The 23,603-nt window shown below is 64.9% G+C and carries 28 protein-coding genes; 11 read left to right on the top strand and 17 right to left on the bottom strand.

The window, feature by feature from the left end:
• The first annotated feature begins 59 nt into the window (after positions 1-59).
• Together LQV39_RS18060 and LQV39_RS18055 are read left to right on the top strand one after the other, a co-directional pair.
• Positions 60-272, top strand: a complete 213-nt coding sequence (locus tag LQV39_RS18060; protein WP_230027530.1) for an RNA-binding S4 domain-containing protein — start codon at positions 60-62, stop codon at positions 270-272.
• A gap of 166 nt (positions 273-438) precedes the next feature.
• Positions 439-729 (top strand): DUF883 domain-containing protein, encoded by a 291-nt coding sequence (locus tag LQV39_RS18055; protein ID WP_230027529.1) that lies wholly within the window; start codon positions 439-441, stop codon positions 727-729.
• 42 nt (positions 730-771) lie between these two features.
• Here LQV39_RS18055 and LQV39_RS18050 read toward each other — a convergent pair whose 3' ends face one another.
• The 9 genes from LQV39_RS18050 to LQV39_RS18010 all read right to left on the bottom strand — a co-directional run bounded on the left by LQV39_RS18050 (position 772) and on the right by LQV39_RS18010 (position 7,725).
• The gene (locus LQV39_RS18050; protein WP_230027528.1) at positions 772-2,454 is read right to left on the bottom strand and encodes a DUF692 family multinuclear iron-containing protein; all 1,683 of its coding nucleotides are present in this window, start codon (positions 2,452-2,454) and stop codon (positions 772-774) included.
• Between the two features lie 7 nt (positions 2,455-2,461).
• The gene (locus tag LQV39_RS18045) at positions 2,462-2,749 is read right to left on the bottom strand and encodes a DUF2282 domain-containing protein (RefSeq protein ID WP_230027527.1); all 288 of its coding nucleotides are present in this window, start codon (positions 2,747-2,749) and stop codon (positions 2,462-2,464) included.
• 185 nt (positions 2,750-2,934) lie between these two features.
• Positions 2,935-3,135: a YjfB family protein gene (locus LQV39_RS18040; protein WP_230027526.1), complete on the bottom strand. Its 201-nt coding sequence runs from the start codon at positions 3,133-3,135 to the stop codon at positions 2,935-2,937.
• A 75-nt stretch (positions 3,136-3,210) separates the two neighbouring features.
• A complete protein-coding gene (gene mobB, locus LQV39_RS18035) occupies positions 3,211-3,753 on the bottom strand; it encodes a molybdopterin-guanine dinucleotide biosynthesis protein B (protein ID WP_230027525.1) in 543 nt (180 codons plus the stop codon).
• A complete protein-coding gene (locus LQV39_RS18030) occupies positions 3,740-4,513 on the bottom strand; it encodes a general secretion pathway protein GspB (protein ID WP_230027524.1) in 774 nt (257 codons plus the stop codon). Before LQV39_RS18030 ends, mobB begins: the two co-directional genes overlap by 14 nt.
• A gap of 1 nt (position 4,514) precedes the next feature.
• Positions 4,515-6,146 (bottom strand): ExeA family protein, encoded by a 1,632-nt coding sequence (locus LQV39_RS18025; protein WP_230027523.1) that lies wholly within the window; start codon positions 6,144-6,146, stop codon positions 4,515-4,517.
• A gap of 13 nt (positions 6,147-6,159) precedes the next feature.
• Positions 6,160-6,657, bottom strand: a complete 498-nt coding sequence (locus tag LQV39_RS18020) for a hypothetical protein (protein ID WP_230027522.1) — start codon at positions 6,655-6,657, stop codon at positions 6,160-6,162.
• Positions 6,639-6,824: a hypothetical protein gene (locus LQV39_RS18015; RefSeq protein ID WP_230027521.1), complete on the bottom strand. Its 186-nt coding sequence runs from the start codon at positions 6,822-6,824 to the stop codon at positions 6,639-6,641. The genes LQV39_RS18020 and LQV39_RS18015 overlap by 19 nt, the downstream gene beginning before the upstream one ends.
• A 76-nt stretch (positions 6,825-6,900) precedes the next feature.
• Complete coding sequence (locus LQV39_RS18010) at positions 6,901-7,725, bottom strand: metal-dependent hydrolase (RefSeq protein WP_230027520.1); 825 nt, start codon at positions 7,723-7,725, stop codon at positions 6,901-6,903.
• A gap of 150 nt (positions 7,726-7,875) precedes the next feature.
• Here LQV39_RS18010 and LQV39_RS18005 point away from each other — a divergent pair, with 150 nt between their 5' ends.
• The 3 genes from LQV39_RS18005 (at position 7,876) to LQV39_RS17995 (ending at position 11,656) form a co-directional block, all read left to right on the top strand.
• Positions 7,876-9,243 (top strand): GIN domain-containing protein, encoded by a 1,368-nt coding sequence (locus tag LQV39_RS18005; RefSeq protein ID WP_230027519.1) that lies wholly within the window; start codon positions 7,876-7,878, stop codon positions 9,241-9,243.
• A 2-nt stretch (positions 9,244-9,245) separates the two neighbouring features.
• Positions 9,246-9,644, top strand: coding sequence for a hypothetical protein (locus LQV39_RS18000; RefSeq protein ID WP_230027518.1), 399 nt, complete (start codon positions 9,246-9,248; stop codon positions 9,642-9,644).
• Positions 9,645-9,715: 71 nt separating this feature from the next.
• Entirely contained in the window at positions 9,716-11,656 is a 1,941-nt protein-coding gene (locus LQV39_RS17995) for a CocE/NonD family hydrolase (RefSeq protein ID WP_230027517.1), read from the top strand.
• Here LQV39_RS17995 and LQV39_RS17990 read toward each other — a convergent pair whose 3' ends face one another.
• Together LQV39_RS17990 and LQV39_RS17985 are read right to left on the bottom strand one after the other, a co-directional pair.
• Positions 11,657-13,684, bottom strand: a complete 2,028-nt coding sequence (locus tag LQV39_RS17990; protein WP_230027516.1) for an acyltransferase family protein — start codon at positions 13,682-13,684, stop codon at positions 11,657-11,659. It abuts the gene before it with no gap.
• Positions 13,685-13,782: 98 nt separating this feature from the next.
• Positions 13,783-14,619 (bottom strand): sugar phosphate isomerase/epimerase, encoded by an 837-nt coding sequence (locus LQV39_RS17985; protein WP_230027515.1) that lies wholly within the window; start codon positions 14,617-14,619, stop codon positions 13,783-13,785.
• 41 nt (positions 14,620-14,660) lie between these two features.
• On the opposite strand from LQV39_RS17985, the gene LQV39_RS17980 reads away from it, so the two are divergent.
• Both LQV39_RS17980 and LQV39_RS17975 read left to right on the top strand, forming a co-directional pair.
• A complete protein-coding gene (locus tag LQV39_RS17980) occupies positions 14,661-14,981 on the top strand; it encodes a Dabb family protein (protein ID WP_230027514.1) in 321 nt (106 codons plus the stop codon).
• Positions 14,982-15,070: 89 nt separating this feature from the next.
• A complete protein-coding gene (locus tag LQV39_RS17975; RefSeq protein WP_230027513.1) occupies positions 15,071-15,385 on the top strand; it encodes a hypothetical protein in 315 nt (104 codons plus the stop codon).
• A 3-nt stretch (positions 15,386-15,388) separates the two neighbouring features.
• Here LQV39_RS17975 and LQV39_RS17970 read toward each other — a convergent pair whose 3' ends face one another.
• Genes LQV39_RS17970 through LQV39_RS17960 form a run of 3 tightly spaced genes read right to left on the bottom strand, consistent with a single transcriptional unit; the run spans position 15,389 to position 17,512 of the window.
• Positions 15,389-16,153, bottom strand: a complete 765-nt coding sequence (locus tag LQV39_RS17970) for a hypothetical protein (RefSeq protein ID WP_230027512.1) — start codon at positions 16,151-16,153, stop codon at positions 15,389-15,391.
• Between the two features lie 26 nt (positions 16,154-16,179).
• Positions 16,180-16,962 carry a DUF2491 family protein gene (locus tag LQV39_RS17965; RefSeq protein WP_230027511.1) on the bottom strand — a complete coding sequence of 261 codons (783 nt, stop codon included), beginning with the start codon at positions 16,960-16,962 and terminating at the stop codon, positions 16,180-16,182.
• Between the two features lie 4 nt (positions 16,963-16,966).
• On the bottom strand, positions 16,967-17,512 hold the full coding sequence (locus LQV39_RS17960; protein ID WP_230027510.1) for a hypothetical protein: 546 nt from the start codon (positions 17,510-17,512) through the stop codon (positions 16,967-16,969).
• On the opposite strand from LQV39_RS17960, the gene LQV39_RS17955 reads away from it, so the two are divergent.
• Together LQV39_RS17955 and LQV39_RS17950 are read left to right on the top strand one after the other, a co-directional pair.
• The gene (locus tag LQV39_RS17955) at positions 17,511-17,873 is read left to right on the top strand and encodes a hypothetical protein (protein ID WP_230027509.1); all 363 of its coding nucleotides are present in this window, start codon (positions 17,511-17,513) and stop codon (positions 17,871-17,873) included. The genes LQV39_RS17960 and LQV39_RS17955 overlap by 2 nt on opposite strands.
• Before the next feature lie 57 nt (positions 17,874-17,930).
• Positions 17,931-18,422 carry a phage regulatory CII family protein gene (locus LQV39_RS17950; RefSeq protein ID WP_230027508.1) on the top strand — a complete coding sequence of 164 codons (492 nt, stop codon included), beginning with the start codon at positions 17,931-17,933 and terminating at the stop codon, positions 18,420-18,422.
• Here the strand turns inward: LQV39_RS17950 and LQV39_RS17945 are convergent, their stop codons facing one another.
• A complete protein-coding gene (locus LQV39_RS17945; RefSeq protein WP_230027507.1) occupies positions 18,423-18,839 on the bottom strand; it encodes a hypothetical protein in 417 nt (138 codons plus the stop codon).
• A 165-nt stretch (positions 18,840-19,004) separates the two neighbouring features.
• Here LQV39_RS17945 and htpX point away from each other — a divergent pair, with 165 nt between their 5' ends.
• Together htpX and LQV39_RS17935 are read left to right on the top strand one after the other, a co-directional pair.
• The gene (gene htpX / locus LQV39_RS17940; RefSeq protein ID WP_230027506.1) at positions 19,005-19,874 is read left to right on the top strand and encodes a protease HtpX; all 870 of its coding nucleotides are present in this window, start codon (positions 19,005-19,007) and stop codon (positions 19,872-19,874) included.
• Positions 19,875-19,904: 30 nt separating this feature from the next.
• Positions 19,905-20,987, top strand: coding sequence for an AI-2E family transporter (locus LQV39_RS17935; RefSeq protein ID WP_230027505.1), 1,083 nt, complete (start codon positions 19,905-19,907; stop codon positions 20,985-20,987).
• A 171-nt stretch (positions 20,988-21,158) separates the two neighbouring features.
• Here LQV39_RS17935 and LQV39_RS17930 read toward each other — a convergent pair whose 3' ends face one another.
• Positions 21,159-22,004, bottom strand: a complete 846-nt coding sequence (locus LQV39_RS17930) for a GIY-YIG nuclease family protein (protein WP_230027504.1) — start codon at positions 22,002-22,004, stop codon at positions 21,159-21,161.
• A 28-nt stretch (positions 22,005-22,032) separates the two neighbouring features.
• Positions 22,033-23,295: a hypothetical protein gene (locus tag LQV39_RS17925; protein WP_230027503.1), complete on the bottom strand. Its 1,263-nt coding sequence runs from the start codon at positions 23,293-23,295 to the stop codon at positions 22,033-22,035.
• Positions 23,296-23,603 lie beyond the last annotated feature (308 nt).

The following is a 23,603-nucleotide window of genomic DNA, read 5'->3' as shown; positions in this document are numbered from 1 at the left end:
GGTAACGTTTCGAGGGAGCGGACTCAACGGTACGCCGTCCATTTTTAACCGAGGATAGAATGCAAACAACAACTTTTGAACTGACATCGGAGTTCATCGAACTCAACCAGCTGCTCAAGCTCGTCGGCTACGTCGACAGCGGTGGCGCCGGCAAGAACATGGTGGCCAGCGGCGTGGTGTCGGTCGACGGCAAGAAGGAACTGCGCAAGACTGCCAAGATCCGTGCCGGCCAGGTCGTAAGCGTAGGCGATATGCGGATCACTGTCCGCTAGAAAAGTTCCCTGCCGCTTATAAAAAAACGGTGCGTCCTGCCGGATGCACCTGCCGGTCGCACCGGAGTAGCCGTCCCCGGCTGTAGGGGTGACGTTTGCGCGCTGACAAACTTGGGCAGTCCTCCTTCTCTATATTGAAGACGTATTTCGGCTAAAGGTGAGGAAGATGGAAACCCCAGACCCAAGCTCCATGACGCAGCAGCGGCTGATCGGCGACCTGCGTCTCGTCATCGAAAACGCGGAAGAACTGCTCAAGAATACCGACCATTACACCGGTCTGGTGTATCAGAGTGCGCGCGCCAAGCTGGCCATGGCCTTGAATGCGGCCAATGAAGAACTGGTCCGTTTCGAGGAGGAACAGCTGTCCAGGATGATCGAAGCCACCCGGGCAGCCAACGAACTGCACCACGACAAGACCGGCGAAGAACGCATCCTGCGCGCCTTCCAGTATCACTGACACTGCAGCTCACCGGGCCACCGCGCCCGTGCCGGCCTCGCCTTACACCGCGGGCGGGTCGGCTTCCCGGACTTCCTTCACGATTCCCGTCAGCACCCCGTTCTTCAGCCAGCCATCCAGCCAGGCCGCGATCGGCGCCTCCTCATCCAGGTCGAAGGCCGCATCGAAGGCCGCGCCAAAGCTCTCCCCTTCCGCCAGCCGCGCCAATGCCGCGAATTCGGCCGCGTCGATCTCGCGCACGGCCACCTGCCAGCGTGCGCGCAGGATCAGCGCGTGGCCGGGCCGCCCGGTGTCAATCGGCGCGTCCGGCCCCTCGGGCTGCTCGGCCAGCCAGATCGCGGCCGTGGCCCAGCGCGAGGCGTGCAAGCGCAGCGAGGGGTGCAGGATGGCGCGGCTGGCTTCGAACTGCTGCGGGCTTAGAGTCGCCAGGACGTCCAGCGGCCCATCGCCGCCAGCCGCCGGTACATCGGGCGCATACCAGGATTCGTGGACGGCCCATTCGAGCCGCGCCAGGTCGGGCAGCCAGGGACAAGCGGCGGCGTCGATGAAAGCAGCCAGCCGGGCGCCGAAGCGGTTCAGGTCCGGGTCCTGCGCCGGGTGGGCGCGGCCGTAGGCGCGCGCGAGGGCGTCGAAGGCATCGCCGCCCAGCCGCCTGCGCAGCACCGGATAGGCATTGGCCAGTGCACGGCGCCAGGCGCTCGTGAGGTTGCCGCGGTAGATGCCGAGGCGGGCCAGGTTACCCTTCAATTCGGGCGCCAGCAGGGACAACTGGCTGGGGTCGGCCAGGGCGGCGCCGAAGGCTTGCTGCAGGCCGGCCAGTTCAGCGCCGCCGCCTGGCGGCACGTTGGGCGGAGATAAGGTCAGCGTCGCCGCCTCTGCGGGCGAGAAAGCCGGCGCTGTCTCGGCGGCGATGCGCTGCGCAATGCGAACCTCGTCCAGCAGCACCGCGAGCGCCGGCACGTCGGTATCCCACTCGACCAGCGCCGGCACATCGCCGAAACGCCTTGAAGCCTCGCGGTACAGCGCCCACACGGGCGGCGCGATGCGGTCGCCATGGTGGTCGATGACGGCAAGGTCGGTGACCAGGTGGCCGCCCAGGTGCAGCTCGCCGACAGTCCCTGGCGCGAGGCCGGCGAGCGCATCCAGCGCGGCCAGGGCATCCTCGCCGTGGTTGCACTGGTTGACGTAGAGATTGTTCACGTCGAGCAGGATGCCGCAGCCGGTGCGCTGCGCCAGCGCGGCCAGGAACGCGGCTTCGCTCATCGCATCGCCGGCAAAGCGCAGATAGGTGGAGACGTTTTCGACGAGGATGCGCCGCTTCAGCACGTCCTGCACCCGCTCGACGCGGGCGGCGACCAGGTCCAGGGCCGCGGCATCCAGGCGCAGCGGCAGCAGGTCGTTCAGTTGCCGATCGCGCAGCGCGCCCCAGCTCAGGTGCTCGGAGACGAGGGCCGGCTCGATGGCATTGGCAAGCTGGCGCACGCGCTCCAGATGGTCTTTGGAAAAGCCGTGCGTGGATCCGAGGCCGAGCCCGACGCCGTGCAGGCTGACCGGATAGTCGCGCCGCAGCGACTGCAGCACATGCCAGTCCCAGCCCGAGCGGGCCAGGTAATTTTCCGTATGAACTTCCAGCCAGGCGAGCGATGGACGCTCTTCCATCAGCTGGCGGTAGTGCGGTGCGCGCAGGCCGATGCCGACACCGCGCGCCCCCTGCAGCTTGACCACGGCTTGCTTACCCGGCTTTGCCCTGCCTGGCCTGCTGGGGTGGATTCAGCTTGCCGCCGGATTTCTCGCAGCTGCCCTTGGGGACGGTGCGCCATTCCGCCGGGTCATTGTCGACCGCCGCCTGGCCGGCGCAGCCGTGAGTGGCGGTGCCGCAATCGTTCTGGCCGGCCTTGGCCACGCCGTAGCATTTTTCCTGCTCGCCCTTCGGCTGCATGTCCATCTGCCCGGTGGCGGACGCATTGGTAGCGCACACGCTCGCAAGGGCGGCAGCAACGAGTGCTTGACGTTTATTCATGGGGGAGTCTCCTTCGGAATGCGTACACCGGCGGGGTCGGCCTTGTGTGGCTGCGCGTCGGCAGCGATGGTGGCGGCAAGAGCGGGACTGTTGTGCGGCCTGCCTCGCGCCGGGTACGTGGACGGTTTAACGCACCGGGAGGCGGTCCTGTTGACGCGCCCGGTTGATTTTTTTTCGGGGCGCGCTCAGGCGGTCGTATTGACGTTCTTGCCCAGATGCGCCGGCAGGTTCGGCGCCGGCGACGCAGCCTGGACGGCGTCCAGCAGCTGGGTGGCGGTCGAAGCCTGGACATCCTGCGCCTTCTTGAGCATGGCAATGCCCACATCCTGGCGGGTGCCGGTGTCGGCGATACTGGTGGCGAGTTTGGCAATACTCATGACGTCCATGACGGTCTCCTGTGTGAGGGCGAACTACGGCCCAATGCGGGTCATCCTGTGTTAACGTCAGCTTCGGGCAGAACTTTAGGATGCGGCAGCCAGGCGCCGTCTGAGCCAGCGCAATATCGCGGCAGGCTGGTCGAGGTCGAGCCAGGCGAGGTCCCGCTCCAGCCCGGCCGGCGCCGGCGCATTGGATGCCACGGCGACTACGTTCACGTCTTCCGGATACATGGCCGCGCGCCCGAGCTCGGGCCGGAATACCTCGAGCTTGGGGATGGCCGCCCATTTGTAGCCCTCGACCAGGGTCAGGTCCGCCGGCGCCAGGCGCGCCAGGTGCTCCTCGAGCGTGGGCTCGGGCGCGCCGCGCAGCTCGTGCTGGATCGCGAAGCGGTAGGGAGAGGCGATCATGACCTCGCCGGCGCCGGCCATGCGCAGGCGCGCACTGTCCTTGTGCGGCGGCTCGAGCACGATGTCGTGGTGGCTGTGCTTGATGACGTTGACGCGCAGACCCTCGGCCGCCAGCTGGCCGACCAGGTATTCCAGCAGCGTGGTCTTGCCGCTGCCGGACCAGCCGACTACACCCAGCACCTGGCCGCGGGCAGCCCCGCCCGCCTCAGTAGGCGACACGGTAGCGGACGCCGCGATAATTCATCACCGCCGCCTTCGGCAGCAGCTTCTCCAGCACCAGTCCAGGCGCGACCTCCTCGCCTTCGTGGCGCAGGGTCTTGTCGACCAGCAGCAGGCGGTCGGCCGGGTTGGCCGAATACATGTAGCCGCCGAAGGCCACGCGCGGGACGTCGCGCTGCATGTTGTCGGGCAGCTGGTGCAGGTAAGGCAGGCTGTCTTCGGGCGATGGCGCCGTCGCCGGTGCGGCGCTTGGGCGCGGCGCTGCGGCGGCAGGCGCGGGCGGAACCACAGGCGCAGTGGCCGGACTGCGGGCGGCCGGTGACGGCGCCGGGCGCGCGGGCGGCTCGGCCGCATGGGCGGGACGCGGCGGCGGCGCAGGCGGCGCGCTCACTTCCAGCGTGTTCGAGGCGGCGTTCACGGCAGTCGCGGGCGCTGCGGGCGCGCGCTCGGGTGCTGCCGACGCTGCGGGCGCAGCGGCGGGCGGCAGGGCTGTCGAAGCAGCCGGCGTGGCCGTCGAATTTGCCGCCAGCGCCGCCGGCGCAGCGGTCGCCCCAGCCGGCGCCGGCGTCCGCTGCCACATGAACAGCCCGCCCAGCAGCACGACCAGCGCACCCGCTCCCAGGCCGACGAACAGCGGCTTGCGGCTGGCGGCGATGCCAGGCTGGGTGGCCTGCGCCGTTTGCGGCGCGTGAATGGTCGGCGCATTGCCGAGCTGGCGTTCGGCCTGGGCCTTCTTCAGGGCTTCGAGGATGTATGACATATTATTTTCCCGTCCCGTTCGACGCCAGCAGGTGAGGTTCGTCGACCCCGCTCAGCTGGTTCAGGCGCATGAAGGTCCGCGGCCCGGCCACGCCGTCCGCTTTCAGGTTCTGCCTGGCCTGGAAAGTGCGCAGCAGGCGGCGCGTGGGCTCGTCCAGCGGCCGGTCGGTGCGCGGCGCTTCGAGCTTGTTCAGTTCCGCCAGGCGGCCGGCGATCCAGTCCACGTCCGGGCCGGTGTCGCCGGGGTGGATTTCGTCGCGGAAGGCGCGCGGCTGCTTCCACAGGGTCGTGAATTCGCCGTCGAAGCGGGTCGCCAGCGCACCCAGGCTGACCTTCTGGCGCTGGCCGTTCACGCTCAGCACCGCGCTGTCGGCGTCCATCGAGGACAGCACCGCGTAGCCGAGCTTCTGGCCGTCGTGCAGGGCGACGATGGCCGGACGGTCGAGCAGGCGCAATTCGTACAGGCCGCCGCGGCCCTGGTAGCAGCGCAGGTTCAGCTTCGGCGCGCCCTGGCAGGGTTCGTCGGTGGGTAGTTGCTGGCCCCACAGGGCGCCGAGCTCGCGCAGGGCTTCGGTCTGGGTTGCCAATAACAGCGGCTTGACCGCGCTTCCTCCGACAGGATTCGAACCCGCGCCCTTGACCGGCTGCACGTCCTTTTTCGCAAGCTGAGGCACTGGCGCCGTAGCAGCAACCGGCGCGGAAGGCGCCGCAGCACGCGGCACCGCCTGCCACGCCGCCGCGCTGATCGCCGCCCCGGCCAGCACCCCGCCCGCCACCAGCGGCCAGCGCAGCGGCGGACGTGCGGTGGGCGCTTCGCCGGCAAACACTTCCTGGGCCGCGCGGCGCAGGATCTTCGGCGTCACCACGCTGCTGTTCTCGACGTAGGCGCCGAGCAGCGCGCGGTCGCACAGCAGGTTGATGCGGCGCGGCACGCCGTGCGTGAGGCGGTGGATCAGCGGCGCCAGCGAGCCGGGAATCGGGTTGCCCGGATGGGCGCCCGCCACCGTCAGGCGGTGCGTGACGTAGGCGCCTGTCTCGGCTTCGGACAGCGGCCCGAGGTGGTAGCGCGCGATCACGCGCTGGGCCAGCTGCTCCAGCTCGGGCTGGGCCAGCATGGTGCGCAGCTCGGGCTGGCCGATCAGGATGATCTGCAACAGCTTGCGCTCGCTGGTCTCGAGGTTGGTCAGCAGGCGCAGCTGTTCCAGTACCTGGGGCGACAGGTTCTGCGCCTCGTCGATCACGAGCACGTTGTTGTTGCCCTGGGCGTGGCTGTCCAGCAGGTAGCCGTTGATCGCGTCCACATAACTCTTCACGCCCAGCGCGCCGGCCGATGCGGGCGGCAGCTCGATGCGGAACTCGTCGCAGATGGTCAGCAGCAGTTCCTCGACCGTCAGCTTGGGGTTGAAGATATAGGCCAGGCGGCAGTTGTCGGGGATCTGCTCGATGAAGCAGCGGCACACCGTGGTCTTGCCGGCGCCGATCTCGCCCGTCAGCAGGACGAAGCCGCCGCCGCTCCCGATGCCGTACAGCAGATGCGCGAGCGCCTCGCGGTGGCGCTCGCTCATGAAGAGGTAGCGCGGATCGGGCGCGATCGAGAACGGCTGTTGCTTCAGATTGAAGTAATTGGTGTACATACCAAGGAATGCCCTAGCGGCCCGGCGGCAGCGGTTTGAACTTCGCGCAGTATATTTTGCTTTTGCTATTGTAGTAAGCAATCTTGCTGCCGGTGGCGGAAACCCGCAAAGGATATTGGGAACTATCCGCCGCCGGGTAGCGCACGCCTGCCGCGCTGCGGACCGACTGCTCCAGCTGGTCCGGCGGCACCTCGGCCACTGCGGCCAGGAACACCAGCTCGCTGGTATCGTCGCTGACCATCACTTCGGTGACGGGCGCGCCCCAGAGCGTCGCCTCGCCGGTGCGGAACCAGAAGGCGCCGCCCTCGTGCTTGTAGGGGGCGCCGAAATGGCTGCTCAGCCAGGAATAGAAGTATTTATTGTCGATCTGGTCCCGGCACAGCAGTGCGCCGCCGATCACGGGGCCGAAGGTGGAGGGCTGCTTGTCCTGGGTCTGGGCGGAGGCCGCTCCGGCAAGGATCGCCAAAACCAGCGGCAGCAGCCGCAAGCCGGTCACAGCTTGGACAGCCATGCGCGGTTGGCGGCGATCTTCGCCTTCACCGACGCCGGCAGGGCGTCATAGCAGCCGGGATGCTGCTTGAGGGCGTGCTCGCGCACTTCCTTCTCCATGCCATTGACCAGGAATATATAGACGGCAGCACCTTCCGCATTCTTGCGGGTGCCAAGATAGCGAATCACGATGGGTCTCCTTGCACGAGCCATCCATTATGACATCCGCGCCCCGTTCCAGCCACGCGCGGCGCGCAAGCCGCTTTCAGGCCGATGTGCTGCCGATCTCTCGGTAGGCGTCGTCGTTGCTCTCCAGCCACATCTGCAGCAGGGCGCGATTGTCGTGCCGCCAGGGGTGGAAGCGCGGCGACAGGTAGCCGATGCTGGGCTTGAACAGGCTCCAGACCAGGCCGCGGCGCCCGAACCACATACGCACCGCGCTGGTCCAGGTTTTCAGGCGCCAGGAAGCGCCGTCGCGCCGCAGATTATGAAAGGTCTGGGTGGTGGTGTCCAGCCAGAACACCAGGCTCACGTGCAGGTACCACAGCACCCGCTTCAGGTAGCCGCCGCCGGCCGCGCGGTAGACGTCGAAGGCGACCGCCTTGTGTTCCAGCTCCTCGGCGGCGTGCCAGTTCCACAGGGTGCGCAGCTGTGGATCGGCGCCGTCCAGCCAGGCCGGATTGCGCAGCACGAAGTCGGCCAGCATGGCCGTGTAGTGCTCGAGCGCGCAGGTGATGGCCAGGCGGTCCTGCACGGGCAACCTGCGGATGCGCTCCACGCGCACCTGCAGCTTCGGCTCCATCGTGTAGTCGAAGCCCTGGCGCGCCAGCTCGGCGTTGTACTGCTGATGGACGAAGCGGTGGCTGGCTTCCTGGCCGACGAAATCCTTCACCTCGGCGCGCAGGACGGGGTCGAGGATGGCTTCCGGGGGCGCCGCGCGCACGCTGTCGATGAACATCTGCTCGCCGAGCGGGAAGCTCATCGACAGCGCATTCAGGAAGGCGGTGCGATAGACGTCGCCGCCCATCCAGTGGCGCGGGAAGCCCTGGGACAGGTCGACGTTCAGCTTGCGGACGGTCAGCGAGGACATCCAATAAATATACACCGCTCAGCACCGTTCTTTTGCACTTCGCGCCGCGTTTTTGCACGTCTGTCGTTTTCCGCATGCAGACAAGGCAAGCTTGCCCTATCGTTCAGGCTCCCGGTACCACCCCACCTTTCATCACATAAGAACGAGATCATGAAGACCGCCATCAAACTGACCGCCATCGCCGCCGCCCTCGCCTGCGCCACCATCGCCAGCCACGCCAGCTTCGCCCAGGCGGAACAGCAGCAAGTCCAGAACGCAGGCACTGTCACCGAGCAGCGCCAGGTCGGCGCCTTCAGCGCGATCGAGCTGGGTGGTCCCTACCGCGTGATCATCGACGCCCAGGCGCGCCAGGCTGTCACGGTCTCGGGTCTGCGGAAAGAAATCGACGAGATGGAAGTCCTGGTGCGCGGCGACACCCTGGTGGTCCGCCCGGTCGCGCGCAACGGCTTCTCCTTCAGCTTCGGCAAGCGCCGCGAGATGACGACGGTCACCATCGGCGCCGCCGGCCTGAAAAGCCTGCGCATGAACGGCAGCGGCGACGTAGAACTGAGCCAGGTCAGCAGCGAGCGCTTCACGCTGGCCAGCACCGGCCCCGGCGACCTGCACGCCAGCGGCGCGGTGCGCCAGCTGGTGGTGGAAAGCAGCGGCAGCGGCGACCTCGACCTGCGCCGCATGAAGACCGGCGACGCCGACGTCACCATGCGCGGCCCCGGCGACGTCCACCTGGCCGGCATCGCCAACGAACTGGCGGCCCAGATGAGCGGCTCGGGCGATCTCGAAGCCGAGGGCCTGCGCGCTTCCCGCGTGACGGCCCGCATGCGTGGTCCGGGCGACCTGAAACTGTCCGGCAGCAGCCGTGAACTGAGTCTGGAGAGCAGCGGCTCGGGCGACTTCGAAGGCTGCGACCTGGCCGTCGAAGGCGTGCGCAGCGTGCAGCGCGGCCCGGGCAATGCCTGCATCGCCGGGAACATCCGCAAGTTCGAGGCCGAAGTCCAGGGCTCGGGCGAGCTGGAGGCGCGCGGCCTGCAGGCGGCCGCCGGCCAGCTGCGCCTGGGCGGCCCCGGCAACGCGGAGCTCAGCGGCAGCATCGGCAACCTGACGCTCGAAGCGAGCGGCTCGGGCGACCTGAATGGCGAAAGCCTCAAGGTGGCCAAGGCCATCGTGCGCAGCCGCGGTCCCGGCGGCGTCAGGCTGCAGAACGTCTCCGACACTCTGGACGCCGAAATGCACGGCTCCGGCGAGCTGGAAGCCAGCATGTCCGGCAAGCGCCTGCTGCTGAAGATGGACGGCCCCGGCGACGCCCGCATCGACGGCAGCGTGGCCCAGGTGAGCGTCCAGATCAACGGCTCCGGCAGCCTCGAAGGCCGGCGCCTGAACGTGGGCCAGACCGACATCTCGGTGCGCGGCCCGGGCAGCGCCTCGGTCAACGTGGTCGGCAAGGACGCCAGCGGCAAGGCCGACGCCCGCGGCCTCGGCCAGCTGCTGCTGGTCGACCGCAGCGGCTCTCGGCATCAATAACGATGAAAACCATCCTCAACGTGCTTGAAACCCGGCTGCTGCGGCGGCCGGGCTGGCTGCGGATGCCGTACGCGCCTTCGATTCTCGTCTCCGACAGCGGCTTCACGGTGCGCGGCCTGGCCGTGCCCTGGGAGGCGGTCAGCCGCATCAGGGCCTGGCGCGGCGACCCATCCGGCGGCGCCCAGCCCTGGCGCGACCTGCACGGCGACATCTGCCTGGACATCGGCGCCGACGTCGACGCCCGCATCATCACCCTCAGCGAAGCCCAGCGCGGCTTCGACGATTTCGTCGCCATGGCCGACCGCAAGATGACCTTTCCGCTCGGCTGGTGGGACCACCTCGGCGGACCGGGCACGCGGCGCCAGGGCGTCACCCTGTTCGAGCGCTTCACGCACGGCTGATCCGGGCTGCACCTTGTGCTAATGTGCTGGTGGCAACACTTCGCCTCCACTAAAAATACACAAGGAAGCTCATGAAGTCACCAAGCACCCGCATCGCGCTGGCCTGCGCGATGGCCTTCGCCAGCCTGGCCCACGCGCAGAACGCGCAGCAGACGCCGGCCCCGCAATACCCCGCCCTGCCCTCGGAGACCCCGGCGGAATTCAACGCCCCGACCGTGGGCTTCAATTACACCAAGCGCAGCGTGATGATCCCCATGCGCGACGGCACCCGCCTGAACACCGTCATCATCGTGCCCAAGGGCGCGCAGAACGCGCCCATCCTGCTGACCCGCACGCCCTACGACGCTTCAAGTTTGACCAGCCACGCCGAGAGCTCGGACCTGGAATCCATCCTGAGCGGCTACGACAACGCCGCCGACGTGATCGTCCAGGGCGGCTACATCCGCGTGGTGCAGGACGTGCGCGGCAAGTACGGCTCGGAAGGCGACTACGTGATGAACCGGCCCTTGTCCGGCCCGCTGAACCCGACGCCGGTCGACCACTCGACCGACACGTATGACACCATCGACTGGCTGGTCAAGAACATCCTCGAGACCAATGGCCGCGTCGGCATCATCGGCATCTCCTACGACGGCTTCCTGCCCCTGATGGCGCTGGTGAACCCGCACCCGGCGCTGAAGGCCGCGGTGCCGATGAACCCGATGGTCGACGGCTGGATGGGCGACGACTGGTTCCACCACGGCGCCTTCCGCCAGATTAACCTTTCCTACATCATGGAGCAGGTGGTCACGCGCGGGAACACGGCCAAGTGGTACACCTCGAACTACGACGACTACGACATGTACATGCGCGCCGGATCGGCCGGCGCGCTGGCCCGCCAGCGCGGCCTGGAGCAGAGCGGCTTCTGGCGCAAGCTGGTGCAGCACCCGAGCTATGACAGCTTCTGGCAGCAGCAGGCCATGGACAAGATCCTGGCCAAGCAGCCGGTGACGGTGCCGACCCTGCTGGTGCACAGCCTGTGGGACGCAGAGGACATCTACGGCCCGGTCGCCGTCTACAAGGCGATCAAGCCGAACGACAAGAACAACCTGGTCCACCTGTCGCTGGGGCCCTGGAACCACGGCGGTGCGATCGGCGACGGCAGCAGCCTCGGCGCGATCAAGTTCGGCAGCGATACCGCGCTGTACTGGCGCCAGGCGGTGCTGCGGCCTTTCCTCGACCGGAATCTCAAAGGGAACGAGGCCACGCCGGATATCCCGACCGTGACGGCCTTCGAGACCGGCACCAACCAGTGGCGCAATCTGGGAGCCTGGCCGAGCGCCTCGAAGCCGGTGGCGCTGCGCCTGGCGGCCGGTCAAAAAGCGGTGCTGGGCGCCGCCGCCGATGCCAGGGCCTACGACGAATACGTCTCCGACCCTTCTAAACCGGTGCCCTTCCGCCAGCGTCCGATCCCACCCTACGGCTACGACGAAGCCAAAGGGCAGTCGTGGCCGCGCTGGATGGTCGACGACCAGCGCGAAGCCTCGGGCCGCACCGACGTCGCCGTCTTCGTCTCCGACGTCTTGAGCGCGCCGGTGAAGATCAGCGGCGAGCCGGTCGCCAACCTGGTCGCCTCGACCAGCGGCACCGATTCGGACTGGGTGGTCAAGCTGATCGACGTCTACCCGGACCAGGTGGGCAGCAACCCGGGCATGGGCGGCTACCAGCTGATGATCTCCGGCGACATCTTCCGCGGCCGCTACCGCGAAGGCTACGACAAGCCCAAGCCACTGGCTGCCAACAAGCCCCTGTCCTACCGCTTCGGCCTGCCGACCGCCAACCACGTCTTCCTGCCGGGCCACCGCATCATGGTGCAGGTGCAGTCGAGCTGGTTCCCGCTGTACGACCGCAATCCGCAGACCTGGGTGGAGAACATCTTCAACGCCAAGCCGGAGGATTATAAAAAGGCGACGCAGCGGATCTACCACAGCAGCTTCATCGAGCTGCCTGTCATGGAAACGCCGCGTCCCTGATCAGTGCAGCGCCACGCTCTTCCCGGTCCCGTTCAGGGCCGGGTCGAGGTAGTGCACCCTGCTTTTCACATAGAAGGGGCGCATGTGCACCGGGTCGGTGTAGATCGGCTCTCCTTGCGCGTTCACGGTGGGGCAAATGCCGTCCTTGCAGACGGTGTCCACCGGGTCGATGGGCAGCGTGCCGGTCGCCTGCGCGATCTGGAGCAGCCGCTGGCGCGGCGCCGCGTTGTCGCCGTAGAAGCGCTCGACGCGGTAGGGTTCCATATCGGTGCGCGGTTTCATTTCGCCGAAGCGCGAGCCGGTGATCATCGAGCGCGGGTCGAACTGGTTGCCCGAGGGCGGCTGCAGGATCAGGTAGACGCGCTTGCCGGCTGCGCGCAGGCGCGCGATCGACTGCTGCAGCGTCGCATACGCCGCCTCGTGCGCGGACGCGGCCGGGAAGGTTTGCAACTGGCCGTCCACCGGCATCTGCACGTCCTGCTGCCAGTTCGCGAAATAGCCGTACCAGGAGGCCGCGACCACCACGGTATCGACCTCCGGCGATGCCGCCAGCCGCCAGGCGTCGGTGACGGTCGTGGTGCAGGTCGGGTAGCGCAGGCGCGGCAGGCGTACCGATCCCTCGACCGGCATGCAGCCGCCCTGGGTGGCGAAGATCACCTTGCTGCGGTCGAAGCGGCCTTCGCGCAGGCCTTGCGCGACCAGCGGCGCATATTGCTCCATCACCGAATCGCCGATCAGCACCGTGGTGCCCTGCCCGCGTCCATCGAGTTGCTGGAACAGCGAGCCGTTGTAGCGCAGCGGCTTCATCGCCGGATCCGGAAAGCCGAGATCGTTCAGCGCGCCCATGTAGCGCGCGACCGCGGTCGAGGGCATGCGCTCCTGCAGCAGCCCAGCCTTGACCATCACCCCGAGCACGCCGAAGCAGGCCATTGCCGCCACCAGGCCCTGGATCGCGCGGCGCTTGTTCGGCGACTTCTGCACCGGGCGCTCGATCAGGTGGTAAGTCAGGAAGGCCAGCGCCAGCGCCGCCAGCACCAGCGCGGCTTTCACGAGCGGCTCCGGCTTCTCGCCTTCGATGATGTAGCCGAAGGACAGCAGCGGCCAGTGCCACAGGTAGAAGGGATAGCTGACCAGGCCGACCTTCACCATCAGCGGATTGCCGAGCAGGCGCCGGTTGATGAAGGAGACGTTGCCGGCGGCGATCAGCGCGCAGGTGCCGAGCACCGGCAGCAGCGCCCAGGCGCCGGGGAAATCCGCCTGCCCCTTGATCAGCACCGCACCCAGTACCAGCAGCAGCAAGCCTAAGGACGATATCAGCAGCGGCGCCGGCAGCAGCGGGCTGCGCTTGGTCATTGCATAGGCCACCAGGCCGCCGGACGCCAGTTCCCAGAAGCGGGTGACGGGCGAAAAATAGGCTTCGGCCGGATGGTTGAAGGTGGCGTACAGGCCGTACAGGAAGGAGCCCGCCAGGGTCAGCGCGAGGAAGGCGAGGATGCCGAAGCGGACGCGGAAGCACAGCGCCATCGCAATCGGCCACACCAGGTAGAACTGCTCCTCCACGCCCAGCGACCACAGATGCAGCAGCGGCTTGGTGACGGATTCGTTGTCCCAGTAGCCGGCCTCGCTCCACAGCACCAGGTTGGACACGAAGGCCGCCGCCGCGGCGACGTGCTTGCCCAGTTGGGCGAACTCCTGCTGCAGCAGAACGTACCAGCCGAAGGCCAGCACCGCCAGCACGACGGTAATCAATGCCGGGAAGATACGCCGGATGCGGCGCACGTAGAAACCGCGGATGGTGAAGGACCGCTGCTTCAGGTCCTTCAGGATGATCGAGGTGATCAGGAAACCGGAGATGACGAAGAAGACGTCGACGCCGATGAAGCCGGAACGCAGCCACTTGGGCCAGGCATGGAAGAGAACGACAAGGCCGACGGCCACGGCGCGCAGGCCGTCGATGTCGGGGCGGTAGGTGATCGTATGTGCTGCGCTTGCCTTGAGAACGTCGGTGCTGTCTCGACGAATATCCATGTAGCAACCTCCACGTGACGCGTCATCGCAGTCTTGCTCAACGATTATTCGGTGTCAAACAGGCTGTCTATCGTGCGCATCAAGGCTTTTGCTTATGCCTATCGCCGGATCACGCCCTGCAGCCCGCGCATCGAGGCCGCCACCGCTTCCAGCGGCCGCATCCCGTCCGGGTACTCCTCCTGCTCGAGCACGATCCACTCGGCCCCGCCCTGCCCGCGCGCCGCCGCGTAGACAGCAGGCCAGTCGGTCTGGTCCTGGCCGATGAGCGGCTTGCCCTGGCCGCCTTTGCCCTCCGCCAGCTTGGCCTTGAAGTGGGAGGAGATAGTGCGGCCAGGATAGCGCCGCATCAGCGCCACCGGGTCCTTGCCGGCGAAGACGGTCCAGCCGATGTCCTGCTGCAGGATCGATTGCTGCGGCGTGCCGGCGGCGATCGCGTCCCAGGGCGTCCTGCCGTCCGGCCCCGTCATCTCCTGCGCATGGTTGTGGTAGCCGATCCGCATGCCGAGCGGCTGCAGTTTCGCCGACAGCGCCGCCAGTTCGCGTGCGATCGCGGCCGCGCCATCGAGCGACGCGCCACGCTTGTCCCAGGCGATGACCAGGTTGCGGCAGCCGACCTCGCGGTAGAAGGCGGTGGTCCGGGCAAAGCGCGCATCCGACAGGGCAGCGAAATCGAGGTGGGCGCCGGCGCATGCCAGCTTCTGCTTGCCGAGGAAGGCGCGCAGGCCGGCGGGATCGTTTGCGTAGCGGCCGAATTCACCGGCGAATTCCACGCCCTGGAAGCCCATCGCCGCCAGCTTGCCCAGCGTGCCTTCGAAGTCCTGCTTCAAATCGTCCTTCACGGACCAGAGCTGGACGCCGACGCGCGGCGCGGGTTCCGCAGCCTGGGCCAGCGGCGCGAACAAGAAAAGGGCAAGCAGGATGCGCGGAAGGGTCATGCGTGTGTCTCCGGTTTTTTTTAGAATGTGTAAGATAAACCATGAACCCGGAAACCCACACCTCACTCCGCCACGTCGTCCTGTTTGCGTTCAAGGACGGCGCCAGCAATGAACAGATCGATGCCGTCGTCGCCGGCTTCGGCCGATTGAAGGACCTCATCTCCGGCATCACCGCCTACGAATGGGGCACGAACGTGAGCCCGGAAGGCCTGAACCAGGGCTTTACCCATTGCTTCACGCTCAGTTTCGCCAGCGAAGAGGATCGCAACATCTATTTGCTGCATGCGGCGCACCAGGCCTTCGTCGATACGCTGGGCGCGTGTCTGGAAAAATCGCTGGTGGTCGACTACTGGGCGCAATAAGAGCGTCTGGCTTTGCGTTTCGTCATGCAATATTTCCATGTGGAAATGGTAGAATGCACCATTGCCGCAAGATTTACCTGGAAACCAGCATGTCGATCACCGAAGTCGCCTCCAACATCAAGGCGCGATTCAACTATCTCGCCTGCCTCGACCTCATCGTTTTCGTCTGCATTTTCGTCATCGCCAACCGTCCCGATGGGTTGGCGATCACCGTCAGCGCGCTGATCCTGGGCGTCGGCGTCCTGATTTTCCGCTGCACGATGGGGGTCAAGTCCTATCTGGCCAAGGCGAGACAGCCCAAGGCCGCCCCCAGGTTCGACCAGCGGGTCCGGTCCACGGCGGCGCCCGCCGTTCCCGTCCCCGCCAAGCCGAGCAGCAAGTCCTGGCTGCGCGATTCCGAATAAAGATCAGGCTGCGGTCTTGCCCGACAGGCGCTTCAGGCGCTCCAGCGCGCTCTCCCCGGCCGTCTCAGGCTGGCTCACCGACTTGCGGATCGCATCGAGTTCCGCCTGCTGATCAAGCGGCTTCTGGCCGATGTCGGCGACGATGCGCAGGCCGGCCGCTTCGTTGCTCACGGCTTGCGCGCGCTTCGTCAGCGCGTTCAGCGCGGTCGAATTGCCCTTCATGCTGGTGAGGCCGGCCAGCTGGCTCTGGCGCTCCATGCGCAGTTCCTGCAGTTCCTTCTGGGCCTTGGCGGCGGCCAGCTGCTGGATCGCTTTACGGGCCTGGGCGTCGAACTCGGCCAGCTGCTTCGACAGCGCGTCGACGATCTTCTGCAATTCGTCCATGTAGGCCTTCGCGTCCGCCTCTTCCTGGATTTCCTGCGGCAGGCGCGCCTTGTTCGCTTCCAGCTCGTCGCAGAACAGGGTCACGGTCGCTTCCGAGATGGTGCCGGCGGCCAGGCGCTCGGCCAGCTTCTCGGCGGCGCGCTCGTCGCTGGCGATCAGGGTCTGCAGGTTGGCCACGTCCTTGTGCTCCTTGTCGAAGGACGCGCGGGCGGTCGCCAGCAGTTGCGCAGTGTCGCGCAGGGTGTCGACCAGGCGGTCGCGGTCGGCCTCGGTCGCGGTCTCCGGATCGAAGTTGGCGATCGCCTCCGAAATCCGGTCGCCCAGTGCGCCGAAGTGTTTCGACACCAGTCGTGCAGTCAGGCCCCATCCGCTTGCGTTGCTCATTGTCTTTCCTTTCGTGGGTGAAGATGTCATTGAATGACGATACGTTCCTGCTCCATCGGGATGCCGATCACGAAGTCGACATGGATGCCGCGCTTCGAAGTATCGCCATCGACGCTTTCGATGATCTCCGTGGTGATCAGTAGATATTCGCGCCCGCCGCCCGCCAGTTCGCGCACATAGGGCATGAAGTACATTTCCTGGCGCAGGCCGTGCACGCCCTTCGCATCGTCGATGCGGATCTCGCGGCCCGTGAAGGGCTTGATGAAGCTGGCCGCGCCGCCGGCGTCGCGCTGGTAGTCGAGGCGCTCGCCGTCGCCGAAGGCCGTGGCCAGGGTCGCCTCATCGAGCGTATCGGCCAGCTGCTCGCGCCACAGCGTGTAGCCCTGGTCGCCGAGGCCGTAGCCGGCCTGGCCGGTGTAGGCGTCCTGGTCGTCGGCGGTTTCCGGGATCACGCGCGCCAGCTGGGTGCAGTAGAGGATCTCCGCCACCTTGCCGTCGTCGCCGCAGAACACCTGCAGGAATTTCTCCTTCGCGTCCTCGTCGCCCTTGTCCAGGTAGAGGCGATACAGCTCGGTCTCCGGCTGCAGGCGCATCTGCGAGACGGCCAGGATGCGCGTGTCGCCGGCCTCCGGCATGGCGATCAGCGAACCGTTGGCCTGCGCGCGGATGATGGGCGAGTGCTGCATCTGCACCACACTGCCGATGCGCGCGTCCAGCGGCACGCCTTCGTCCATCCGCGCTTCGCCTTCGGCCACGCCCTTCTTTTCTGCGATGCCGCGCACGTAGCTGAATACATCCTTCCAGGCCATCTGCTCAATTCCTTTCGAACGAATAATTCGGTTTGTCAGCGGCGCGGCGGGCCTTCGCGCGCTTCCACAGGCGGTAGACACCCCAGCCCAGCAGCGCCAGCACGCCCAGCCACATGATGGTGCCGAATACCGAGCCGCTTTTTGCCGGCGCCGCGGGGGCCGGTGCGGCCGGCGATCCGGTAGCCGGTGCGCCGGCGCTGCCGCCGACGCTGCCGGCGCCGGCCTGGTTGGCCAGGTCGCCGGCGGAGCCGCTGGGCGCCGGGTAGTAGCCGCCGCCATTGTTGTTGTTCGCGTTGCTGTTGTTGTTGCGCGCATGCGCATTCGCGACCGAATTGGCGAGGACGGCGCCGGCGATCACGTGTCCGAGTCCGCCGCCACCGCCCGGGTTGACGATGACCGGCGGCTGCGCGGGCGCCGGCGCATTGCCGTAGCCGTAGCCATAGCCCTGCGACGGCGGCGGCGTGCGCGCGTCGCGCTGCTCATACGTCGGCGCCGGACGCGGATTGTTGCGCGCCGCCTGCGCCGCACGCCGTTCGTCCAGCGTGCGCATGGCGTTCGCTTCCGCGCTTTCCCTATCCAGCTTGCGCGACAGCGCCGAATCCGACTTGCGCGAGGCCGACGACGATCCCGAACTGAAGGAGCCGAAGCCGCCGCCCGATTTCCTGGCCGCGCCGCTGTCGCTGCTGGACGACTTCGAGGCCGAGCGGCTGCTGAAGGAGCCGAAGCCGCCTTTCGACGACGATGACGACGACGAACGCTGCGACGAGAACCCGCTCTTGAAGGACGAGTGGCTCGAAGGCTTGGCCTCCGCCGGCACGGAGGCCACGGACAGCGCGAGGCTTAGCGCCAGTGCGACATGTGCATACTTCGTAAAGGTCTTCAGCATGGTCAGGAGGGCCGTCGAAAGTTAAAATCAGGATAACGAAGGGCATGTTGACATGCACCGGTAAAAATATCAAAGGATTACCATGACGCGACGCTACCTCGACATGAACCAGCACGATGCCCTCTACACGGTGGCGCGCAAGTATCCCGGAGGACTGGATGCGCTGGCGCGCGAGCTCGATATGTCGGTGAACGTCCTGCGCAACAAGCTGGCGCCGACGATTGCCTCGCATTACCCCTCGTTCGAAGAAGTCTCGTTGATCGTCGAGCGCTGCCACGCGGCCGGCGTGCCCGACGCCCACCTGCCGCTGCATGCCCTGCTGGTGCGCCACGGGATGGCCGCCTTCCTGGTCCCACAGCCGGAAAGCGCGCGCCAGGACGACCTGTCGCAGACCGTGTGCCGTGTCATGAGCGAAGTGGGCGCGGTGGCGGAGGCCGTGTCGAGCGCATTGATCGATGGTAGGGTCACCGAGGCCGAGGCCGATCTGATCGAGCGCAAATTCCATTCGGCCCTGTCGGCGCTGGGCGCCTGGCGCGCCCGGCTTCGCAACGAGTCGGACGCCGGCATCCATTAATCAGACCGCTTCGGCGGCCTCTTCCCGCGCCTGGCTGCGCAAGGACCGCAGGAACAACCCCAGCCCGCCGAAGGCCAGCACCAGGATGCAGATGAGTTCGAAGGCCGACATGGTGCGCAGGCTCATGCTGAGCGAAGCGATCACGCCGAACAGGAGGCCGGCCAGCGCGCCGAGCGCCAGCAGCCAGCCGAGCGCGCTGCGGGCGTTATAGAAGATCATCGCCACGCCGATGATCAGCGGGATCAGGACGATGCCGCCCGTAATACCGACACTGCCGAAGCCGAACAGGCGCGTGCTCCAGCCGAAGGCCGAGCTGACCACCACGCTGTTGAGCAAGAGATAAAAGCCGCCGCACATCATCATCAGGCCGAGGAAAAACTGGCCCGTACCGCCGCTGGTTCCGCCTGCTCCGCGCATTGCCGCCTCCATGATTGGGGAAAGTCGCTGCAACTATAGCAAAACGATATCGTCCACACATTCAGATTTTTCCGAAGACAATCTTCCGAAAACTGCGCTTTTTCAAGAGGCCACACTGCCGTATGCTTCCACCTTGGAAATATAACCTCCATGGGGTAAGCAATCATGAAACGCATCTTTCTCTTCCTCGCCACCAACGTGGCCATCATGCTGGTGCTGGGCGTCTCGGCCAGCCTGCTGGGCGTCAACCGTTACCTGACGGCGAACGGCCTGAACCTGGGCGCCCTGCTCGGTTTCGCGGCCCTGATGGGCTTCGGCGGCGCCTTCATCTCGCTGTGGATGTCGAAACCGATCGCCAAGTGGTCGACCGGCGCCCGCGTGATCCAGCAGCCGTCCAACGCCACCGAAGCATGGCTGATGAACACCGTCGCCAATCAGGCCCAGCGCGCCGGCATCGCGATGCCGGAAGTGGCGGTCTACGAGGGCGCGCCGAACGCCTTCGCCACCGGCGCCACCAAAAACGCTTCACTGGTGGCGGTGTCGACCGGCCTGCTGCAATCGATGACGCACGAGGAAATCGAGGGCGTGCTGGCGCACGAGGTGGCCCACATCGCCAACGGCGACATGGTCACCCTGACCCTGATCCAGGGCGTGGTGAATACCTTCGTGGTGTTCCTGGCGCGCGTGGTCGCCTATGCCGTCGACAGCTTCCTCCGCAAGGACGAAGAATCCAGCGGCCCGGGCATCGCCTTCTACGTCACCTCGATCGTCTGCGACCTGCTGTTCGGCCTGCTGGCCAGCATCATCGTGGCCTGGTTCTCGCGCCAGCGCGAGTTCCGCGCCGACCGCGGCTCGGCCCAGATCATGGGCACCCCGCGTCCGATGATCGCCGCGCTGCGCCGCCTCGGCGGCATGGAGGCGGGCGACCTGCCGAAGAACATGGCGGCCTCCGGCATCGCCGGCGGTGGTATGCTGTCCCTGTTCAGCACCCACCCGTCCTGCGAAGAGCGCATCGCAGCCCTGCAGCGCGCGTAAGACAGGCCCAGCCAGGAGACCAGGGAACACATGCGGTATTCATTCGCGCAGTCCGCGCTGCCCGTTTTATTTGCGATCGGACTCGCGTTCGTGCTGCAGCACTTCGTGGGCTCCCTTGCCTGGGCCGGCCTGCTGGCGGTGATCACCTGGCCGCTGCATGAGCGCCTGGTCCGGCGCGGCTGGCCGCGGCCGCTCAGCGCCGTGTTCCTCGTACTGCTGCTGGTGGCCGCCTTTGCCGGCCCCGGTTTCGTGCTGGTGAATGCGCTGAGCAGCGAACTGGCCGGCGTGCAGCGCCTGCTGGCCCACCTCAACGAAGCCGGCGTGCCCGTGCCGGCCTGGCTGACCAGGCTGCCGATGGTGGCCGAGCCGGCCGTCAAGTGGTGGAACGAGCACCTGGCCCAGCCGGGCGGCATCAGCAGCCTGGTGCGCAGCATCGTCGGCGACATGATGCCGCAGCTGACCGGCGCCGCCCGCACCTGGGGCTCGATCATCCTGGCCAATGCCCTGTACCTGTTCCTGGCCCTGCTCACCCTCTTCATGCTCTACCTGCACGGCCCCGCCGTCGTGCGCCTGATGGACCGCGCCGGCGACCGCCTGCTGCCGGTCCACTACGCCACCCTGCGCCGGATCTTCCCGCTGTCGGTGCGCGGCACGGCGCTCGGCCTGTGCTCGGTCGCCATCCTCGAAGGCATCGTGCTCGGCATCGCCTATGCCCTGGCCGGGGCGCCTGCGCCGGCCCTGCTGGGCGTGATCACCGGCTACCTGGCCCTGGTGCCGGGCGGCGCGCCGCTGTCCTTCACCATGGTCTCGCTGCTGCTGCTGGGCCAGGGCCATTCGGGCGCGGCACTGGGCCTGTTCAGCTGGGGCGCCGTCGAGCTGTTCATGGTGGATAAATTCATCCGTCCCAAGCTGATCGGCCAGCGCGTGAATCTGCCCTTCCTGGCCGTGCTGTTCGGCCTGCTCGGCGGCGTCTCGACCCTGGGCGTGATCGGCCTCTTCGTGGGTCCCTTCATGATGGCGATCCTGTTCGGCTGGCTGCGCGGGGGTGAGCATGCGGCGTCCATCAAGGCGCCGGAGCGTGCCGGCGTGGTCGACAAGACCGAAGCGAACTGAGCGGTATTTCAGCATTATTTAAACATCTAGCAACCCCCTTAGGATAGCTTCAAAATATGGGGGCATAGACCAGGGCATGTGCGTTCGCTATCGACGGTATAAGAATGTCCAAAAGTAAGAAAACGAGATGTCATTGAGGTCGTAGCCTGAAGCGGCTTGCTTGATTGAATGCTAATTGGATTCAAGGTGCTTCAGCGTTTTCCCACTGGCGTCCTTCCAGGCGGTCCTACCATTTGCAGTGCCGCCATGAATGACAGCAGCTGCAGCACTTGGACTTGAAAATTCGTGATCTTTTACAAACACTAAACATCCATCTGCTTTGACGAGTGCTTCGTCCTTGATAAGCTGTTCACGTGCGTTAACTACCCATGGGTAGTCGTTGGCAGACGGACGCAGCTTTAAGGCTGCCTGCGACTTAGCAAGGACGACAATCCCATTTGGCGTAAGGTGGCCAGTCGCTTTCAGACCATTAATTTCGCAGAAAAGAAGTCGGGCTTCTTCCTCAGATTTTGGCGGCGTGGCAATAGGGACTAATACTTCTACCCCTAAGGCGGGCAGCAGTTGCTCGATCTTTTCCAAAAATATCTCCATATATGCTCGATCAGATTCAGGCAGCTTGGAGGTAGTAGCTTGAGAATTCGTTAAATTTGCCCGCCCAGCTAGCTTTGCAAGCTCAATCACCCGCCCTTCAAGATAGCGAATGTGAGATTTCGTCAGATTTTCATCTTTGCTGGTGAAGAAAACGGCTTGATTCCAAAAGTCCTTTTCGACATGTTGTTTAAGCCGAATTTGAATAGATTCAGCTTCACCAATATACACAGCTGGACTGCCAGATAGGGGATCAATCCCAGTAAGAAGATATATACCGACATTCGCCGCCTCCTCACGCTGCAGAAGTTGATCAAGCTCCGTACGCGGCCCAGCTACAGCCTTTCCAGACCAATTTGAAATCTCCCCTGTCCGCAAACGCTTGGGGTCTCCATGTGGCAGGTAAATTTTTATTGTTGCGCTTGGCATGGTCGAATTCACCTAAGTGAAAGTAGGTTTAAAGACATCTAGCAGCTGTTACGACTTTCCCCGTCTCATCGAGGGTCACACGCAGTTTGATGCCGGCCCGTTTTTCAACATCCATTGCCATCACTAGTGTCTTGAGCTGACAACACCCGCTAATGATTTCATCCCTCGCCTTGAGCAAATCACAACTAGCTCGATCAACGTTTGTATTAAATTTTTCGCGTTCTGTCTTGTCTTTCTCTGTTTTTACAAGACCAGCTAAGTATGAGTACTTAACGCTCTCAGCATGCCGCTTGAGCCGCCCCACCATATCTTCCCACACCGATTGCGCGTCAAGCAGGTCGTTTTCGATTGATGAGAGGCGCTTTAGCGAAATGGCGCGATCGATTGGTAGTGCTCCGCGGAGCTGCGCCGCTAGCATCCGAACTTGCTGTGCGGCGAAATATCCCCGGACGAAGCGCGTTATAGCATTCTCGACCTTTTTCAACTCCGAAATATCTTCATCGATGCCAGACTCTGTCCAAGAGGTGGACAAAGGTGGCATGACATAATCAGAAAGTTTGTCCCGACAAATGCCCGCCGTCGTAACAGACTCTCGCTCAATGAAATCGATTTGGTTTATATAAGCCGATTGCTCTGCTGTTCCAAGTTTACCTTCGTGCAAGGAATCTGCAATCTCACTTAAATAACGGTAGTTAGCCCTTAGTGCATTAAATACCGCAGCTTCATTCCAGCGTTGGATTTCGTCAACGGTGGCTGCGATCGAACCTAATTTCTTATCGATATCGGCAAGGAACTTTTGGGCAGTAATTATTGACGCCACCTGAAAAGCCGCCGCAGCAAGCGCCGCAGCCCGTGCCGCAGTGTCAGCGACAACTTGCCCGTTGCCGGCAATCTGGCCTACTGGACGAGTACCGTCAGGTAATCGTTGGACGGCAGTGAGATAGCTCCCTTTGTCGCCCTGCATCAGGGTTAAACTGCCGTTGGCCAGCCCTTCTGCGACCTCAGGTTTAAACACAACCTTGAATGCGGTAACCCCAGTATAAAGACTCGAAAGAACACCAACGCCTGGGGCAACAATCATGCCGAGTTTGGAACTCAACCCCGGGGATAGCTGCAGGGGCTCGATTTCCTCTGTTTGATCGTCGTCAAGTGAAAGTTGAAGGAGCGGCCCATTGTCTCCCGTAAGAACGATCTCTGATGGAGGCTGCTCCTTTATTGGCCGGCGCAACAGAAATACCAACAGCAAGACAAGTAATATAACACTAAGAAATATGAGAAGAACCATATTCATGGTAGCGTCGCTGGCCTTTTTGATAAGAGACCAACTTCATGTCGCACGGCTCTCCCAACGTCATCGAATGATACTGGGAGGCGCAAGATGGTTTGTGAGGCGCCACTGAGAGAAGTAACAGGGAGCTTAATTTCGACTACCGTTCCTAATAAGTCCTCATGGATTCGAAGAACACGAGTTGACGATGGAGCTCGTTTTAGCTCCCTCCAGTAAAAGGCCTTCCCTTTTGTGATGTCTTCTACAATCAACTCGTCGCAAAATTCTTTCGCTAAGTACGCATAGATATCAGCTGCTTTCAAGGGTCCCCC

The organism is Massilia sp. Bi118, from assembly GCF_918697865.1.
Lineage (GTDB): Bacteria > Pseudomonadota > Gammaproteobacteria > Burkholderiales > Burkholderiaceae_D > Telluria.
This window is presented reverse-complemented; position numbering and strand designations above follow the sequence as displayed.